At 40.4% G+C, this 19217-nt stretch carries 15 protein-coding genes; 10 read left to right on the top strand and 5 right to left on the bottom strand.

Going from position 1 to position 19217, the window contains the following annotated elements:
• Positions 1-35: 35 nt before the first annotated feature.
• The gene (locus tag G631_RS0109570; protein ID WP_035789606.1) at positions 36-1385 is read left to right on the top strand and encodes an MATE family efflux transporter; all 1350 of its coding nucleotides are present in this window, start codon (positions 36-38) and stop codon (positions 1383-1385) included.
• Here the strand turns inward: G631_RS0109570 and G631_RS0109565 are convergent, their stop codons facing one another.
• Together G631_RS0109565 and G631_RS0109560 are read right to left on the bottom strand one after the other, a co-directional pair.
• Positions 1386-1805, bottom strand: coding sequence for a hypothetical protein (locus G631_RS0109565; RefSeq protein WP_035789605.1), 420 nt, complete (start codon positions 1803-1805; stop codon positions 1386-1388). It lies immediately after the preceding gene.
• A gap of 20 nt (positions 1806-1825) precedes the next feature.
• Positions 1826-3370: a Y-family DNA polymerase gene (locus tag G631_RS0109560; protein ID WP_026489244.1), complete on the bottom strand. Its 1545-nt coding sequence runs from the start codon at positions 3368-3370 to the stop codon at positions 1826-1828.
• Positions 3371-3404: 34 nt separating this feature from the next.
• On the opposite strand from G631_RS0109560, the gene surE reads away from it, so the two are divergent.
• The 8 genes from surE (at position 3405) to G631_RS0109520 (ending at position 16053) form a co-directional block, all read left to right on the top strand.
• Positions 3405-4115 (top strand): 5'/3'-nucleotidase SurE, encoded by a 711-nt coding sequence (gene surE / locus G631_RS0109555; RefSeq protein ID WP_026489243.1) that lies wholly within the window; start codon positions 3405-3407, stop codon positions 4113-4115.
• A 53-nt stretch (positions 4116-4168) separates the two neighbouring features.
• Entirely contained in the window at positions 4169-6433 is a 2265-nt protein-coding gene (locus G631_RS18775; protein WP_051197108.1) for a DUF3160 domain-containing protein, read from the top strand.
• Positions 6430-7878 (top strand): CapA family protein, encoded by a 1449-nt coding sequence (locus G631_RS20250; RefSeq protein WP_026489242.1) that lies wholly within the window; start codon positions 6430-6432, stop codon positions 7876-7878. The genes G631_RS18775 and G631_RS20250 overlap by 4 nt, the downstream gene beginning before the upstream one ends.
• Before the next feature lie 177 nt (positions 7879-8055).
• Positions 8056-11727 carry an endo-1,4-beta-xylanase gene (locus G631_RS18765; RefSeq protein ID WP_051197106.1) on the top strand — a complete coding sequence of 1224 codons (3672 nt, stop codon included), beginning with the start codon at positions 8056-8058 and terminating at the stop codon, positions 11725-11727.
• A 201-nt stretch (positions 11728-11928) separates the two neighbouring features.
• On the top strand, positions 11929-13395 hold the full coding sequence (locus G631_RS0109535; protein ID WP_242829085.1) for an MBOAT family O-acyltransferase: 1467 nt from the start codon (positions 11929-11931) through the stop codon (positions 13393-13395).
• A 56-nt stretch (positions 13396-13451) separates the two neighbouring features.
• The gene (locus G631_RS0109530; RefSeq protein ID WP_026489240.1) at positions 13452-14543 is read left to right on the top strand and encodes a hypothetical protein; all 1092 of its coding nucleotides are present in this window, start codon (positions 13452-13454) and stop codon (positions 14541-14543) included.
• Between the two features lie 115 nt (positions 14544-14658).
• The gene (locus tag G631_RS0109525; protein WP_026489239.1) at positions 14659-14901 is read left to right on the top strand and encodes a TIGR03905 family TSCPD domain-containing protein; all 243 of its coding nucleotides are present in this window, start codon (positions 14659-14661) and stop codon (positions 14899-14901) included.
• 63 nt (positions 14902-14964) lie between these two features.
• A complete protein-coding gene (locus G631_RS0109520; protein WP_026489238.1) occupies positions 14965-16053 on the top strand; it encodes an undecaprenyldiphospho-muramoylpentapeptide beta-N-acetylglucosaminyltransferase in 1089 nt (362 codons plus the stop codon).
• Positions 16054-16136: 83 nt separating this feature from the next.
• Here the strand turns inward: G631_RS0109520 and G631_RS0109515 are convergent, their stop codons facing one another.
• From G631_RS0109515 to G631_RS0109505, 3 genes are read right to left on the bottom strand one after another with little or no spacing between them, the layout of a single operon-like run.
• A complete protein-coding gene (locus tag G631_RS0109515) occupies positions 16137-16832 on the bottom strand; it encodes a 5'-methylthioadenosine/adenosylhomocysteine nucleosidase (RefSeq protein WP_026489237.1) in 696 nt (231 codons plus the stop codon).
• 30 nt (positions 16833-16862) lie between these two features.
• The gene (locus tag G631_RS0109510; protein ID WP_026489236.1) at positions 16863-17342 is read right to left on the bottom strand and encodes an S-ribosylhomocysteine lyase; all 480 of its coding nucleotides are present in this window, start codon (positions 17340-17342) and stop codon (positions 16863-16865) included.
• Positions 17343-17347: 5 nt separating this feature from the next.
• A complete protein-coding gene (locus G631_RS0109505) occupies positions 17348-18214 on the bottom strand; it encodes a MurR/RpiR family transcriptional regulator (RefSeq protein ID WP_026489235.1) in 867 nt (288 codons plus the stop codon).
• A gap of 291 nt (positions 18215-18505) precedes the next feature.
• On the opposite strand from G631_RS0109505, the gene G631_RS0109500 reads away from it, so the two are divergent.
• Positions 18506-19045, top strand: coding sequence for an NADH peroxidase (locus G631_RS0109500; RefSeq protein ID WP_026489234.1), 540 nt, complete (start codon positions 18506-18508; stop codon positions 19043-19045).
• Positions 19046-19217 lie beyond the last annotated feature (172 nt).

Raw genomic sequence — 19217 nt, 5'->3', positions numbered from 1 at the left:
TGCTGATATTGTGAAATAAGATAGGAGTTTTATCTGTGGATATAAAGATAGACAATAGAAAGTTTTATAAAAATCTGCTTAGAATAGCACTTCCTATAGCACTTCAGAGTCTGATGCTAGCTATGGTAGCTGCAGCAGATGCACTTATGTTGGGGCGAGTTACCCAGGAACAGATGACAGCAGTGTCACTTGCTACTCAGGTGCAGTTTGTGCAAAATATGTTCATCTTCTCTTCTACTACAGCAGGAGCCATTTTGGGAGCTCAATACTGGGGAAAGGGTGACAAAAAGACACTTCAGAACATCTTTAATCTGATGCTGGTTTCAAGTGAAATAATATGTATTATTTTCTTTTTAATGTGCGAATTTATCCCAGGAAAACTCATGCATATATTTGCATCTGACCCGCAGCTTATTGCTATTGGAACAAGCTATCTTAGGATTGCGGGCTGGTCATACCTTCTTGTTGGAATATCTCAGAGCTACCTGTCCATAATGAAAGTTACAGAGAACATAAAAGAAGGGGCATTCATCAGCTCCAGTGTAGTAATAATAAATATTATTCTCAATGCGGTATTTATTTTTGGGCTTCTTGGAGCGCCTAGAATGGAGGCAAGAGGAGCCGCTCTTGCAACAACCATTTCAAGAGTTATAGAACTAGTCTTCTGCATAGTGATCTCATTCAAGCCATCCTATATAAGGCCAGCTCTTTCAAGACTCTTTGCCATTCCACTTAATCTGACAGGGGACTTTATGAAGCAGTATCTTCCGCTTCTTGGAGGATCTCTATGTTGGGGAATAGGCTTTACTTCTTATACTGCGATCATGGGACATCTTGGAGTTGATGCTGCTGCAGCAAACTCCATTGCAGCTGTAGTAAGAGACCTAACCTGCTGCATGTGTAACGGTGTCGGAAGCGCCGCAGGAATCATAGTTGGAAACGAGCTTGGAGCTGGAAAACTGGACGTAGGTAAAGCTTATGGAATTAAGCTAAAGAATATATCCTACGTTATAGGATTTGCTTCTACAGCTCTGGTTTTATTAGTGACACCAATTGTTGTAAATGGAGTCATACTTACTGATGCTGCCAGAAACTATCTTGTTGGAATGATGATAATAATGTCTATTTACATGATAGGAAGGGCTGTGAACACAGTTACTATAAATGGTGTGCTTGATGGAGGTGGAGATACTCTTTTTGATATGTACAGCCTTATAGTGACCATGTGGTGTATCGCAATTCCGCTTGCTCTGGCTGGAGCCTTTGTATTCCACTGGTCTCCTCTTTTAGTATATGCCTGCACCTGCCTTGATGAAGTGGGAAAGATTCCATGGGTAATGTACCGCTTCAGAAAATATAAGTGGGTAAAAGACCTTACGAGATGATCAGTTAAGATCAATCTCTAAGTTCAAAATGTCTGAAATATCAATTGTAGACTTATCTTCAAGAATAAGGACCTTTTTGATATTGTCGACTCTTTTGACATTGACGCCCTTGGTTACATATTCACCACCAGATTTTAAGTTATCTGGCACAAAAAAAGTTACTTGAACTCTGGCTGATCCAGATGATGAAATAACTGATAAAAGATTTGATAATGCAAGATCGAGTTCAGCCTTCTTTTCTTCGCTGAGCTCGATTTTTTCTGTTGTAAGTCTTGCCGTCTCTTCTACTGCTTCATCATAGCCTGTAAGTGCAGCAAAGGGCGCAAATTGAGCAGCTCTATTTTCGAGAGACATAGGTGTATGCCGCTTGGATACAGGCCTTTCCATATATAACATGTCTTGATACTTCTCTATTCCCATAATAATATCCTATATCGCGTTTAGGCCTTGTGACCGCCAATCTGCCTTGCCCTGTCGAGGCCTGTAGCACCCTCTTCAAAGGAGGTTCCTCTTGCTATGGCAGTTTTTCCAAACTTCTTTTGGATTTCTAATGTAGCCTTTTGCAGGGCCTTTTCTTTTGCGTTCTTCTTCTCTTTCTCTTTTGCTGCCTTTTCTTTTTGCTCATAATCAACAAAAAGAGACATCTGTTCAAAGTTTTCTTCCCGGGCCTTTGTTGCATCCCCTTCGGATAAGACGTGATTTGCTACGATAGTGACGCGCCTTATGAGTAGGGCCTCGTTGACTTCAGAATCGTAGATACTAAGGGCTGCATCTATAATATCACGTGAAAGGCAGGTAAATTCTTCAAGATTGGCGCTCCCATGGGCATGGACAGGAACAAGACCGCGCCCATAGTAATCTCTTGTTACTTCACCTTTGTACTTTTTTCTGATTTCCGGATCTTTTAGGCAATCAATGTCATAGCCTATAGAAAGAACTATCTGATCAGTTACCTTTCCATCCTCCATAAGATCCATTGCCAGAGCCTCTGCCATTTCTTTTACAATGATCCGCCCCTTATCGAAGGTGTATGGACAATGAAGGACCTGCCCCTGACTTACGCTATTGTTATCAGGCTTATAGGCCTTTACCATTTCCATGGTGCAAGGCTCGTATCCCCAGGCATGATCTATAAGCAGTTCTGCATTTATTCCAAAAGCCTTGTAGAGGATTTCCTCGTTATAAAAATCTCTGTCTGAGCCGATGCTGCATCTGGCGATATCTCCCATTGTGTATATGCCCATGGAAGCTAGCCTCTTAGCGTAGCCCCGTCCCACTCTCCAAAAATCTGTTATGGGAGTATGATCCCACAAAAGCTCTCTGTATCTGTACTCATCAAGTTCTGCAATCCTGACACCGTTTTCATCTGCATCAACATGCTTGGCCACAATATCCATGGCAACCTTGGCCAAATAGAGATTTGTACCAATCCCAGCGGTAGCAGTGATCCCAGTTGCATTCATAACATCTTTTATCATAGTAATGGCAAGCTCTTTAGGCGTTTTGCCATAAATCTTAAGATACTTGGTCACATCCATGAAGACCTCGTCTATTGAATAAACATGGATATCCTCTGGAGCAATATAGCGAAGATATATCTGATAGATACTGGTACTGATCTCCATGTATCTGGCCATCCTGGGAACCGCAGCTATAAAGGAAAGCTTTAGAGATGGATCCTTGGAAAGGAGCTCTGCATCATCTGATTCACCCGTGAACTTGCGTCCTGGAGCATAGCGCAGCCTCTCGATATTAACCTCTTTTACCCTTTGAGTAACTTCGAAAAGCCTTGCTCTTCCTGGAATTCCATACTTTTTAAGAGATGGAGAGACTGCAAGACAAATAGTCTTTTCAGTTCTGCTCCTGTCAGCCACTACCAGGTTTGTAGTTAGCGGATTTCTGTGAAGATCCTGACATTCAACAGATGCATAAAAAGACTTCAGATCTATGGCTATATAGTATTTTTGATTTTTTTTTGCTACCATTGTCATATATACATTTTACTGTAGGAGAACCATTATGAGAATACTAATCACTAATGATGATGGAATAGAATCCGATGGAATAAGGAGACTTGCTGAGATGGCAAAAGAGTTTGGGGAGGTCTGGGTAGTAGCTCCTGAGAGCCAGAGAAGCGCCGCTTCCCACAGCATAACCTTAAGACATCCAATTGACGTACATCCTTTTCAGCTTATGGAGGGAGTCCGTGCCTTTTCATGCACAGGAACTCCGGGGGATTGCGTCAGAGTTGGGATACTTAACATAATGCCAGAAAAACCTGATATAATTATGTCTGGAATTAATTTTGGCTACAATGTAGCATCAGATATCCAGTATTCAGCTACTGCCGGCGCCGCATTTGAAGGAGAGTTTCAGGGAATACTATCAATTGCGTTTTCTGAGGGTATGAATGGCTGCCATGAGGTTACGGATAAATACCTTAAAGAGATAATGGCTGAGCTTATTGATAAGCCCTATGTTCCTGGCCAGATATGGAACGTAAACTTCCCTCATTGTAAGGCTGGCGAGTGCAAGGGAATACTTAGAGACAGAAAGGTTTCAAGGAAATCTTTTTATACAGATAGATACAAGGCTGTAGAGGAGTTTTCAAATGGCGGTGTAAGCCTTATGGTTGATGGCATTTTTAGTCCCACAACTGAGGAAGGTACAGATATAGGCGCCGTACTGGATAATTATATTTCTATTGGAGTAGTTAAAAACATTAGCTGAAGTAAGTTTCATTTACAAGTGACATCATGTTGTAGCGTTAATAGGAGGTTGTTATGAAAAAAAGAGTATTAGCAATGTTACTTGCCGTAACCATGGTTACAGGCTGTAGTCTCACTCCCAAAGAGCCAGATACTAGTGCTGATGCGGAGAATTCAGAGACAGTAAGCAGCACAGATGTGTCTACTGGCAATGAGAAAGAGGACGAAACCAAGACAGATACAGAGGTAGTACCTGTATCAACATCAGGAAGGACAAGTCTTTTAGGTGGTGAGGAAGTAATCTATTATGATCCTGATCTTGTTCCTTCTGTCCCAGGTTATAGTGTAAATCCTGATTTTTCTAATGTTGTCTACAATGATAATCAGAAGTGGACTTTGGATCTGGAATATCAAAGTGAATATAATGATGTGCAGAGCCTTAGAAATGCCCTTATAGAAAAAAACTTTGCCGTTGTACATGACGGCGGCTATAGTGAGTTTTTTGATGTATATGAAGGAAACAGGTATAGCCAGCTTCCAAGCTTTGTCACAGTAGATTCCCTGATGCATACATATCATCTTTACTTTGCTTATCTTATGAAGCATTCAGAAAAGGACTACCTATCTGGTGAACTTCAAAAGCTTAGTACAGCAATGCTTGAAAACTCCAAGAATCAATACGAGGCTCTTAAGGGAAGTGACTGGGAAAGCGCAGCACTTCGCAATTTGGAGTTCTTCTTCATAGGAAATAAGCTGCTTGATGAGAGCGTTGCAGCACCTATAAGTGACAGTTCTTTTGACAGCGTGGTAAATGATGAATACAACAAGATTATGAGTGCTGAGGGAATTGCTGTCTGCTCGCTCACTAGCCTTAATGAGGATTATTCCCAGTACAAGCCACGTGGATACTATGAGGGAGATGAAATCCTCGAGAAATACTTCAGAGCCATGATGTGGTATGGAAGAATTCCATATGCTCTTGATAATGAAGACATGGTAAAGAGTGCTATTCTGCAGACAATAGCAATTTCTGAAAGCGGAAACTCCTGGGAGAGTATCTACAAGATAACAAGCTTCTTTGCGGGAGCTTCTGATGATCCTGGATACACAGAAATGTCTGATATAGTAACTCTTAGTTATGGAGCAGGAGCAGATGTTTCCAAGCTTGCAGATAACAAGGATGCTTTTGATAAGGTCCTTGCTGCAGTAAAAGAGCTAAAGATTCCTGAAATCAATTCAATCCCTGTAAAGGATGGAGATGACCCAATCATCCCTTCCTTCAGATTCATGGGACAGAGATTTACTATTGATGCAGCAATCATGCAAAGGCTCGTTTACAGCTCTGTAGAAGAAAATTCAAATGGTGATAGGCGTTATCTTCCAGATGCATTGGATACACCAGCCGCACTTGGCTCAGAGACAGCTCTTGAAATCTTAACTGACCAGGGAGCAACTGATTATAAGAACTATACAGACAACCTGACAATTGTGTCAGATAAGTTCAATAACAGTGATCCCAAGTTCTGGAATGCTAGTCTTTATGCTGGCTGGCTCAACACACTTAGACCACTTCTTGAAGAAAAGGGTGAGGGATATCCATCATATATGACTAGTAAGGAGTGGACCAAGAAAAACCTTGAGACCTTTACTGGCTCTTTTGCTGAGCTCAAGCATGACACAATTCTCTATGCAAAACAGGTAATGGCCGAAATGGGTGATGGGGAACAGGAGATTCTGGACGATAGAGGATATGTTGATCCACAGCCTGTTGTCTACAGCAGATTCAAATTCCTTTCTGAGAAAACCAAGGAAGGTCTTGAAGGCTATGGAATGCTCAGCGATTCTGGCAAGGAAGATCTGGATAAGCTCTCTGAGATTGCAGGAACACTTTTGTCAATTTCAGAAAAAGAGCTTAAAAATGAGGCTCTTTCAGATGAAGATTACGAGTTTATCAGATGCTATGGCGGATATATAGAGCACTTCTGGAGCGAAGTAAATGAAGAGAATTTTGATGAAGCACTTGTTTATAGTTATCAGGCCCCATGTCCAATAATCGCAGATATTGCCACAGATCCAAATGGAACAGTTTTGGAAGTTGGTACAGGAGAAGCAGATGCGGTATACGTAGTATTTCCGATAGATGGAGAACTTCACGTAGGTAAGGGAAGCGTATATAGTTTCTACCAGTTTGAGACAGGCATCTCAGACAGACTTACTGATAGCCAGTGGAGAGGCATGCTTGCAGGTGGCTATTATGATGATGACTATAACTGGATAGAAGTAGAAAACCCAATCACACAGCCAGAGTGGACACAGAGCTACAGAATTGGAAAGAAATGAGAAAGCTTTTTCTAAAAAGTAAAAAACTTAGATGGCTACTGCTATTCTTCGGAATAGTAGTAGCTATTTGCGTTGTATTGATAATCAGGGGAAATACTATTCCCTCCTGGGTAAAATGGCAAAATAAGCAGATCAGCATTATAAAAAGTGATGATGAGAAGGCAAATCTGATCCTGGATAAAAAGGCCTTTGCAGTTTATGACAGCCAGGGCGAGGAAATATTTAGGTCGGATAAAGCTTTCAAAATCCAGGATGTTATAGCTGCAGATATAGATAAAGACGGTCAAGAAGAGATTCTAGCAGTTCTCTGGAAAAGGGGAATATACGGCAAACACAGACCCTTCTGGAAAAAAACAGATGAAGAGAACTTTTCTCAGCATCTGTTTATCTATAGATTTGATAAATCCGGGAATATAGTGTCAATGTGGGGAGCCTCAGAAACCGGTATTTTAATAAATCGACTAAAGACATACCACAAAAATCCGCACATTATAATGTGTGAATCTATAGAAAAAGATGTAAGCCTCTGGGGATGGGATAATTGGGGGCTTAGGCGAGAAAAGAGCGATGTCAGCTTCGTAGCCTTTGGGGATAACCTGATACACACTGAGATTTATGAATATGCAGAACATGAAAAAAATGGGAAATTTGATTTTCTGTATGAACCATTTAAAGATGAGATAAAAGACGCAGATTTAGCAGCTCTTAATGCTGAGACGCCGCTTGTAGATAATGCAAAACTGGTAAGCGGATATCCTCAATTCGGCTCTCCTAAGGAAGTAGGGGAAGCTATTTCTGATGCTGGCTTTGATATAGCAGCCTGCGCCAATAACCATATTATGGATAAGGGGATATCAGCTCTTGATTATACCTATGATTTCTATCAGTCCAAAGATATTTTATGTCCGGGAATTCAGAAAAGTAGCGACACAAGCTATAGGCCTTATGAACTTATCAGCAGGAATGGAATCAGGTTTGCTGTTTTTTCTTATACCTATGGGACTAATGTAGGGGACATTTCAAAAGTTTATCCATATGCAGTTCATTACCTTCCCCAGAGCGAGGCTCAGGAAAAAGAGCTTTTGAGAGATTTTGAAAAAGCCAGAAAAGAAGCGGACTTCATTGTGGTTTTTGCTCACTGGGGAGAAGAGTACAAAAAAGAAGTGACAAAACAGCAGAGAGAAATGGCAGCTCTTTTTGCAAAAGCAGGTGCGGACCTTGTTATTGGAAGCCATCCTCATGTTGTACAGGAAACAGAGACAATAAAAAGAGATGATGGCGGAGAAACTCTTATTTACTATTCTCTTGGTAATTTCAGGGCAAACCAGGGAATGAATGAGGAAACAAGAACTGGAGGAAAAGCAAAAGTAGTTATAAGCCATACCTGGGACGGAGTTACTATAAAGAGTCATGAATTAGAGCTTATAAGCGCTTTTTGGAAATAATTAACATTAGACTTACTAAAATTGTCAAAAAATAATGCAAATTTATAGGTAAAATTGCAAAATTTAGCAACAGGATAGCATTTTTTGATAAGCGTACTATGCGAAAATACTAAATAATCTATATTAGCGCAGTAGTGCATGGGGATATTGCACAAAAGACTAATAAAAGGAGGAAGCATGAGTATGCACAAAAAGTGGTTGGGGCTATCATCACTTGTTATGGCAGGAATGTTGTCAGTAACTAGTGTTGGTGCCGGAGTTACAACGGTTTACGCTACTGAACCTGGGGAATTACCAGTAGTGGAAGCTGCGGCAGAAGAGGCTTCAGAAGAAGCTGCAACAGCGGGATCTTCTGAAGAAGAGGTAATTGATGAGTCTGCAACAGCAGGATCTTCCGACGAAACAAAAGAGGAAGAAACACCTGGAATCGATGCACCTGTAATTGAAGAACCTGAAATTGAGGAGGCAGATAAGAATGATCTTGTTTTCCATGACAGATGGAATTCAAGCGTTACAAGTTCTGGCAAGCTTACATTTACCAAGCAGTATCAGGAGTTTGTTTACGACCTTGGTAACACATTTGATTCAGCTAATGTAAAGGGAGTTACAGTAAAGGTTTCTAACCAGCAGAACAATGTATGCATCAAGTTTTATGATGCTGACATGACTGAAAAGCAGGCTAATTATGGCTGCAATGGAAATAACGAGTACACAATGGTTCCTACATACGATGGAACAGTAAGATACATCGGTGTTATGTCAATGCCATCAGGAGAAGAGAACTATCCATATGGCATAACAATTGATGATGTTGTAGTTGAGGCAACTTCAGAACCTGCACACGCTAACGAAAAAGTTCTTGTATTTGAAGGCGATAATCTTGTATTTGAAAAAGCATGGCAGGAAGGCGAGCCTGTAGTAGTAAAAGACGGTGTTCTCACATTTGAGAAGGAGTGGGAGCAGTTCAATCTTTCACTTGGCGAGAAAGTTCCTGGAGAAGATATCAAGGCTTTAAAGATCACTTTTGAAGAGGCTAACAGCCAGTCTGTATGCTTCAAGACATACAGTGAAGGAGAGGAACTTACTGCAGACTACGGCAAAAAAGGCAGCAAGGAATACGCAACCTACCCAAGCGCAACTAAGGACGTAGATGCTATAGCTATCATGGCTATGAATGAGCAGACATATCCATTTAGCGTTAAGGTTGAAAAGGTAGAGGTCGTAGTAGACACAACACCTGCTGAAGAGAAGCCTGAAGCTGGAGTTGAATATGATATCGTAGATCTTCGTGATCCAGTAGAAGCTCTTATGGGTGAGGACTTTATTATCGGAACAGCAGTCAGCTATGATGAGTTCCGTGACCCTAACGACCTGGCACTTACAACTAAGCACTTCAATGGCGTAACTCTTGGTAACGAGCTTAAGCCAGATGCAATGCTCAAGAAGGGTGCAGAGATCGTAGATATGGAACTTAATGGAGAGATGGTTCCATTCCCTAAGCTTGATTTCTCAACACCTGAGGGAAGACTTGATTACTTCCTCGACTGGAACAATGAGCATCCCGACAAGAAGATCAGAATCAGAGGCCACGTTCTTGTATGGCATTCACAGACTCCTGATTTCTTCTTCCATGAGGACTATGACACATCCAAGCCTTATGTAACACCAGAAGTTATGAACAAGCGTCTTGAGATTTACATCAGAGAAGTTGCACAGCACTTTACTGGTGAAGGTAGCAAGTATGCAGGAATGTTCTATGGATGGGATGTTGTAAATGAGGCTGTAAGTGACGGAACAGGCACATACAGAAATGCAAACGAGAACTCAACATGGTGGAGAGTATATCAGTCTCCTGAGTTCATCAACAATGCATTCGTATATGCAAACAAATACATGCCAGCTGAGATAGCTCTTTTCTACAATGACTATAATGATACTTCTTCAAACAAGGTAAATGGTATCTGCCAGCTTATCTCAAATGTTAAAGCTACACCTGGTGCCAGAATTGATGGTATGGGAATGCAGGGACATTATCAGATAGCTAATAATGATCCTTCTATGGAAGCATTTAAGGCAGCTGCACACAGATATGCAGAGCTTGTTGATCAGGTTCAGGTAACAGAGCTTGACTTCAAGGGAAGCGCTAATTCAACAGATGAGAGACTTGCTCAGAGATACAAGGCAGTTTATGACACAATCAGAAGACTTAGAAATGAGGGCGTTAACTTCACAGGTATGACAATCTGGGGAGTAACAGATAAGCACTCATGGCTCCAGACATCAAACAGCGTTGGTGGCGGAGCAAACGGAAGAGATAGACAGTATCCGCTGCTCTTTGATGATTATTATAAGGCTAAGAATGCTTTCTGGGCACTTGTAGATGCTGGCGAGCTTGAGCCAGAAATCCAGACAATAACACTTGTACAGAATGCAAATGGTGATTTCAGTGCTGGTCATGGATATGATTTGACAATGGAAGATTCCGATGCTTTGTTTGTTCCTATGTGGAGTGAAGATGGAATCGACGTTAAAGTTACTGTTACAGACGCAACTATTGATGAAAATGATAAGGTTGTAATATTCACAGATGACGGCGCTATCAAGGTTACTGCAGTATCAAGAAGCGAAGCAACAGCTACAGAAAAGGGTTACGAGACAATTGTTAATGTTCCAGTAGACATGTCAGTACTTGAAGCTAATAAGGTTAAGATTGACTTTAGATTCCAGGATGGCGACAAGGTAATGGCGTTTAATGACACTACATACAAGCAGTATGAGACCAGCAAGTATTATGCTGAGACAGTTATTAAGCCACTTGTAGCAGTTAAGAAGGGAACAGTAGTAGTTGATGGCGATATATCTGATGCAGCATGGGCTACAGCAAAAGAAATCCCTGTAGCAATCAACAATGGTGCAAAGGCTTCAGCAACTGCAAAGGTTCTTTGGGATGAAGAAAACCTTTATGTTCTTACAACAGTTAAGGATTCTGTTCTTAATAAAGCAGCATCAGATGCTTGGGAGCAGGATTCTGTAGAAGTATTTATCGATGAGAACAACAATAAGTCATCAGCTTATCAGGATGACGACAAGCAGTACAGAATTAATTACGAGAACGCATATAGCTTCAATGGCACAAAGTGTGTTGCAGAAAATGTAAATTCAGCAGCAGTTGTAACAGAAGAAGGTTATGTGATCGAGGCTGCCTTCAAGTGGACAGATATTATGGCACATGTTGGCGCACAGGTTGGTTTCGATATTCAGGTTAATGATGCTGATGCAGCAGGAAGAAGACTTGGATACCTTAACTGGGCTGATAAGTCAGGTAATGGCTGGTCATCACCTGCAGTATTTGGAACAATCGTACTTGCTGATGGTGAAGAGCCTGAACCAGGTGTTGAACCTGAGAAGCAGCCTACACTTGTTACAAAGTGGGGAGCAACATACTATGTAACTGAGGATGGAACAAAACTCACAGGCTTCCAGACAATTGATGGAGTAACATACTTCTTCAATGAGAGGGGCGTAATGCAGAAGCAGACCTTCGTAACAGTTGATGGTGCTAAGTATTATGCAAATGCAGATGGCGCAATTGTCAAGAATGCAGTAGTTAAGAAGTGGACACAGACATACATCGCTGGCGAAGACGGCGCTGTATTTACAGGATTCTTCGAGTTTGAAGGCAGCAACTATTATGCAAAGGCAGATGGAAGACTTGTTATTTCTGACTGGATCACAGAAGGTGATAACAAGTTCTATGCAAAGGCAGATGGAAAGCTTGCTCAGAACGAGACCATCAAAAAGTGGGGCAAGAAGTACACATTCGATGAGAATTGTGTTCTTGTAAAATAATTAGTTAGATAAAACACACAAACAACAACCCTGGGGGCAGAGCAATCTGCCCCCTTTGCGCTGTTTTACACTAAGGAGCAGATTTGATATACTCTTCATGAAATCTAAAGATTGAGAGAATAATAAATGGGTTTTAACTCTTTTACATTTATACTATTGTTCCTGCCAATTCTGCTGGCAGGTTGGAGGCTTTTTAATAAATTGGAAAAATATACAGTGGCAGATGTGTTCTTAGTGCTGATGTCACTGTATTTCTATTATACTTTTGGAGCTACCTTTGCATTAGTTCTTCTTGCAAGTGTTGCCGTAAACTATGGACTAAGTCTTCTTATACATATATTTGAAGAGAAAAAGGCAAAGAGCGGAGCTTATACTGCTATCAAGGTTTTAGGCGTCATAGCTAATTTAGGCCTGCTTTTTTATTTAAAGTATCTTGGATTTTTCCTGGAAAATCTGGGCACAATAACAGGTGCGACATTTTCGGCAAAAGAAATACTTATGCCTGTTGGAATCAGTTTTTTTACCTTTGGGCAGATTTCTTTTATTGTAGACAGAGCAAATGGAAAAGCTCCTCATTACCCATTCCTGAAGTACCTGATGTTCACTGTTTACTTTCCTAAGCTTATCCAGGGACCAATTGCCTTTCACAAGGAAATGATAGATCAGTTTGAGGACAAAAAGCGTAGAGCGTATAACTCAGACCAGATGGCGAGGGGAATAATGTCTTTTATCATTGGTCTTTCCAAGAAGGTGCTTCTTGCAGATAACCTGGCTAAGGCTGTAAACTACGGCTTTCATTATACTTATTACCTTGACACCTTGACTGTGGCTCTTGTTATGATAGCCTACGCTTTTGAAATCTATCTTGATTTTTCAGGTTACTGCGATATGGCAAATGGAGTCAGTCTTATGCTGGGCTTTGAACTTCCAGTAAACTTCAATTCTCCATTTAAGGCAGCATCTTCAAAAGAGCTATGGCAGCGCTGGCATATGACGCTTTCAAGATTCTTTATAAAATACGTGTATATTCCTCTTGGCGGTAACAGAAAAGGCAAGATAAGGACTATAGCCAATGTGCTAATTGTCTTTGTGCTGAGCGGCTTGTGGCATGGCGCTGGCTGGACTTTTATTTGCTGGGGACTCATGCAGGGAATACTTGTTGTATTTGATAACTTAGGAATTATTGGAGTTAAGGAAAAATCAGAGAGCGGCCAGAAGAAAAGCAGATATTTATTCAGGGAAAAGCCTCTGATAGTAATTCCTCGTTGGCTCGGAAATGTCTTTACCTTCACCTTCTTCGTGATTTCGCTGGTGTTTTTTGGATCTCAGGACATGACCTATGCAGGAATGATGTTTAAGAGATTTTTTGTATGGACATATCCAGGATTCCTATTTAGAACAGCTGAGAATCTGGCAATTCCGGAAAACTATCTCCTTAGGCAGCTCCTGACACAGACGGGTAGAGGAACACTTTTAAACTGGGTATATCTTGGAACTTTCATAGTTCTTTTGGTAATAAGTGCCCTAGTAATGCGCATGAAGAATACAGCCCAGATAGTGTCCGAGACAAAATTTGAGAAAAAGCAGATTGCAGGCCTTGTGATATTGTTCATCTGGTCTTTCATATCTCTTTCAACTGTGAGCACATTCTTGTATTTTCAGTTTTAGAGAGAGCGAAAAAATCAGAAACAAAAAGAAATTTGATTATGAGAAAGTAATAAGATATGGATCAAAACAGTAATTCAAAAAAGTTCATAAAAAGGCTACTTACAATAATTCTGGTGGTGGCAGTTTTAGTAGGGGGAATAGTATATGTTTTTGACCCTTTTTATCACTATCACAAGCCATGGCTTGGACTTAAGGCAGTTCTTAATGACAAGGAATATCAGTGCATAGGCACTCTTAGAAATTTTGATTACGATACGCTGATCGTTGGGTCTTCGGTAGTTGAAAATAATGACAATGACTGGTATGACGAAGCTTATGGTGGCAAGTCTATAAAGGCAGTAAGATCTTATGGAGCAACAGCGGATCTGTGCTATATGCTGGATGTAGCATATGAAGGTCATGATATAAAGAGAGTCTTTTACAATATAGACCCCTCATCACTTGCCATGACAGCAGAGACAACCTATGAATCTACGGGATGTCCAATATATCTTTATGACAAGAATCCCTTTAACGATGTCAGATATCTTTATAATAAGGACGTTTTGCTTGAAAAGATTCCCTATGAGATAGCCAGTTCATTTATAGGAGACTACGATGAGAGCTTTTCATATAACTGGGCTAAGTGGAAGAGCTTTAACAGTGATATGGCCCTTGGCCTATATCATAGGGCAAAAGATATTACGCCTATGATGGAGGAAACAGTATATCAAAAGAACCTTGAGGATAACATAGCTCTTTTGACAAGTAAGGTGGAAGCGCATCCTGAGACAGAGTTTATCTTTTTCTATCCAGTATATTCAATGCTATGGTGGGATGGAATTGTAAGAAGCGGCGAAAGAGATGCTTATATCTACAACGAACTTCAGATGACAAAAGCTCTTTTACAATATGATAATGTGCGGGTGTTCTGTTTCCAGGCCCAGGAGGAAGTGGCTACAAACCTTGAAATCTACATGGACACACTACATTTTGCACCTGAGATCAACAAGCTTATGTTAGATGAGATGATAGCTGGTGAAAATGAGATGACCCTTGAAAACTATGAGGAAGTCATAGGCGGTGTCAGAGATTTTTCTGACAAGGTTGTTAATGAGTATATTGTTCCCTATGAAGAGAAGGGGCTTTTAAACTATGCAGAAGAATAAGAGAAACAAAAGCTCTTCATATTTTTTATGGAATATTTAGCTGAAGGTGTTATACTAAAGTGCAACCAAAAGTGTAAAAAAGGCATTTATTTAAATATAGAATGGGAGAATTATTATGATCTATAAGACAAAGGGTACATGCTCAACTCTGATTGACATTGATGTTGAGGATGGAATTATTAAAAGCGTTGCTTTTACAGGCGGCTGCAATGGTAATCTTCAGGGAGTATCAAGACTTGTTGAGGGCATGAAGTGTGAGGATGCTATTTCAAAGCTTCGTGGTATCAGATGTGGTATGAAGCCAACATCATGTCCTGATCAGTTGTCATATGCAATCGAGCAGGCAATGAATGCTTAATTAAGGTATAAACATTGAGTAGTTATTCGTGATTTGTATTTAATTTGAAAGAAGGTTAGTAAGTTGAGCGAGAAGGCTACAAAGAAAATCGTCCTTACAGGTGGTGGAAGTGCAGGCCATGTAACACCTAATATTGCACTTATTCCAGCACTTAAAAAGGCTGGCTATGAAATATATTACATTGGATCTTACGAAGGAATAGAGAAAAAACTTATCGAGGATTACAATATTCCTTATTTTGGAATAGCTACAGGTAAGCTTAGAAGATATTTTGATCCCAAGAATTTTACAGATCCATTCAGGGTAATGAAGGGATTTACAGAATCTATCTCACTTCTCAAGAAGATCAAGCCAGATATCGTTTTTTCAAAAGGTGGATTTGTCAGTGTACCAGTAGTAAGGGCGGCAAGAGTGCTTAAGATTCCTTACATAGTGCATGAGTCAGATATTACACCAGGTCTTGCCAATAAGCTTAGCATGAATGGTGCCAGCAAGATCTGCTGTAACTTCCCGGAGACTATGAGACATCTTCCTGCAGACAAGGCAATCCTTACAGGAACTCCTATCAGAGAAGAACTTGGAATGGGAAATGCTAGTGTTGGAAAAGAGCTATGTGGATTTACAGATGATAAGCCGGTTCTTATGGTTATCGGCGGTAGCCTTGGCGCTCAGTCTGTAAATGAAACTGTACGTTTTGCACTTCCACGAATCCTTCCTGATTTTAATGTTGTCCATATTTGTGGAAAAGAGAAAATGGATAACCTGAAATTATCTGTTCCAGGGTACAAGCAGTTTGAATATGTTAAGAATGAACTCAAAGATCTTTTTGCTATGGCAGATATAGTGGTATCAAGAGCAGGTGCAAACTCAATCTGCGAGCTTCTTGCACTTAAAAAGCCTAATATACTGATACCTTTATCAACAAGATCAAGCAGAGGGGATCAGATGCTTAATGCAAGATCCTTTGAACAGCAGGGATTTTCTCTTGTTATTGATAATGATGAACTTGATGAGGACATTCTTGTAGAGACAATTCAGGATCTTTATGAGAATAGAGAGAAGTACCTGGATAATATGAGTAAGAGCAGCCTTCACTCTGCGACAAATACTATAGTTAAGATATTAAATGATGAGATTGAGCAGCATAACTGATATGATCAAGATCGAATATAGACTATATAAGAAAAGAGCTCCCTTCCAATTGGAATGGGAGCTCTTGTTATAACAAGCTTAAGTTAAAGAGTTTTTAATAATTCCATAGTAGCTGCAGCGCAGTCTCTTGCGGCCTTGGCCTCGAATTCTGGATAGTCCATGATCTCGCTACCATCAGCCTTATCAGAAATCGCACGGATAATAAGAAATGGGATGTTATTAAGATGGCAGGCTTGGGCAATTCCAGCGCCTTCCATCTCGCAGCAGATTCCACTAAATTCAGAAACTATAGCGTTCTTTATAGACTGTTCACAGATGAACTGATCTCCGCTGCAGATTCTTCCTTCAAATACACCAATATCAGGAGCAGCAACCTTTATGGCAGCCTCTGCCTTTTTTCGAAGGTTGGCATCTGCAGTAAATGCCAATGTTCCAAGCTGAGGAATCTCACCCTTTTTGTATCCAAATACTGTAGCATCTACATCGTGATAGCAGACATCAGTAGAAATAACTATGTCACCGATATTAATTCTGGCATCAAGAGAGCCAGCGGCTCCAGTATTAATCACATGTGTCACGCCAAAAGTGTCCACAAGAATCTGTACACAGATTCCAGCATTTACCTTACATATACCACTTCGTACAACAACAACGTCAGTATTACCAAGTGTTCCTTCAAAAAACTCCATGGAAGCTTTCTTGACTGTATTTTTTACAGTCATATTTTTTTTGAGGGTTTCAACCTCAACCTCCATAGCGCCGATAATTCCTATTTTCATATATAATAGCCCCTTCTTGTGGATATATCTTTACTCTGGATAAACAAGATGCTTATCAGAAATATTGTAAAGTGTATTATCAAGGTATCTCTTTGCAAGGAATTTGGCCATTCCAAGATTCATATCAAGATAGTTACCACAATCTCTTGCGCTTGCGCCTGGAACTTCGCCTTCAAAGTTTGCTATGAACTCATACATTCTTGTTATGAGTGGTACGATATCCCTTGATGAAAGATCTCCTGCCAAAACTACGTAAAAACCTGTTCTGCAACCCATTGGTCCAAAATAGATGGTCCTATCTTTGAATTCAGGATCATTCCTAAGAAATGTTGCCCCGAGGTGCTCCATTGTATGAACCTCTGCGGTGTTCATAACGGGTTCTTTATTTGGAGCTGTCATGCGAAGATCAAAAGTGGTGATGGTTTCTGCTCCAACCTTGTCCTTTCTGGATACGTAGATACCTGGTTCAAGATCAAGGTGATTAACTGTAAAACTAGCTATTTTTTCCATAGTGATCACTCCTTGCCGGATTCGTTGAATACCTCGTAGGAATCTCTGAGATATTCACGGATATTGTCATAATCTCGATTACAGATTCCTGTGTAAAGAGTGTCTACCATAAACAGCTGAGCGAATCTGGAACAGGTAATACCACTCTTTTTATCAATTTCAGGAGAAGTTGTAAAAAGAACGTGAGTACAACCTGTAGTCAAAGCGTTATTACCAAGTTTGGTTATAGCGATAGTAATAGCATCTTTCTCTTTGGCAATATTGTAGAGCTGCATGATTTCCTTGTTTTTGGGATTATCAACAAAGAAAATAGCTACATCTTCAGGACAAATCTGAGAAATAGTCATCAGATTCATATGGTGATCCTGATTGAATACAACATTATAGTGGATTCTAAGAAGTTTACAATACAAGTCATAGGCTGCAACACTTGCAGTACCAATTCCAAAGACCTGTATCTGTTTAGCTGCTACTATCTTGCTTACAACGTCATTGAAATTTCCAGTATCAAAAAGTCTGTAGGTTGTCTGAATGGCCTGGACACTTGTAGCACAGATATTGTCTGCAATCGACTGTAATGAAGTATACTCGTTTACGTCTTTAAATGCAATCTTTGGGCCGTTATCAGCCTGCTTTAAAGAAACGTTTGCTTCTGAATAGTAGGCATTTTTCAGGTCTTTTAACCCGGTATATCCAATTGCCTGAGCAAATCTGGTCCAGGCAGCCTGCGTAGTGCCGGAGAGTCTTGCTAGTTCTTTAATAGGGTACTGGAAAAGATCATCTTTCCTCTCCAATACAAAATCGGCAACCATCTTCTCTGCTGATGGCAAGGTATCATAGCAACTTCTGATTTTTTCGCTGACAATATTCATAATAATTCTCCTGCGTGAAAGCGCCCAAAAACAATACCAAGGGATTCGATAAAATGCATAAATTGTTTGAAAAAACGTTTATAAATCTACATAATTAGTATACATTAAAATATATTTCAATAACGAAATTAATTTTCAAAGTTTTGGAAAGTATCTATAAAATCTTTATAAATAACAGTTAAATAGTGCGCAATTTAAATGCCTTTTGTGCTAAACTTATATGTAAGAGATTTCAGATACTTAAGTGCGTTCATGCACTTTGCGTTAAGACGCAGGAAAGGAGACTAGTTTATGAAGTGGGTATGTCAGGTATGCGGTTATGTTCACGAAGGAGATCAGCCACCGGAGGCTTGTCCAGTATGTAAGGCTCCTGCAGAGAAGTTTACCAAGCAGGAAGGTGAGAAGGTATGGGCATGTGAGCATGTAGTTGGCGTTGCATCAAGTGCACCAGAAGAGATCAAGAATGGCCTTCGCGAGATGTTCAATGGCGAGTGCTCAGAAGTTGGCATGTATCTAGCTATGTCTAGAGTGGCTATTCGTGAGGGATATCCAGAGATTGGCGCATTCTTTGAGAAGGCTGCGTGGGAAGAGGCAGAGCATGCTGCTCATTTTGCAGAACTTCTTGGTGAAGTGATCACAGATTCTACCAAGAAGAATCTTGAACTTCGTGCAGATGCTGAGTATGGCGCTACACAGGGCCGTGCTGATCTTGCTAAGAAGGCAAAAGCTCTTGATCTTGATGCCATCCACGATGCAGTTCATGAGATTGGAAGAGACGAAGCGAGACACGGCAAGGCATTTGCAGGCCTTTTAAAGAGATACTTTGGATAAAAACAGAGTAAAAGATAGTAAAACAATTATATGATGGGAGACGACCTGGTAGATTTATATCTATCAGGTCGTTTTTGTGTTTACACAAGAAACTTCACATATATTTAATAGGTTACTTCTTGATATGCGTTTTTTTCTTTGATACACTTTAAAACGGATGGCGGAATACGTT

Source organism: Butyrivibrio sp. XBB1001 (assembly GCF_000424505.1).
Classification (GTDB): Bacteria; Bacillota; Clostridia; order Lachnospirales; family Lachnospiraceae; genus Butyrivibrio.
Note: the sequence above shows the minus strand (reverse complement) of the source record. Positions and strands in the feature narration are given on the sequence as shown.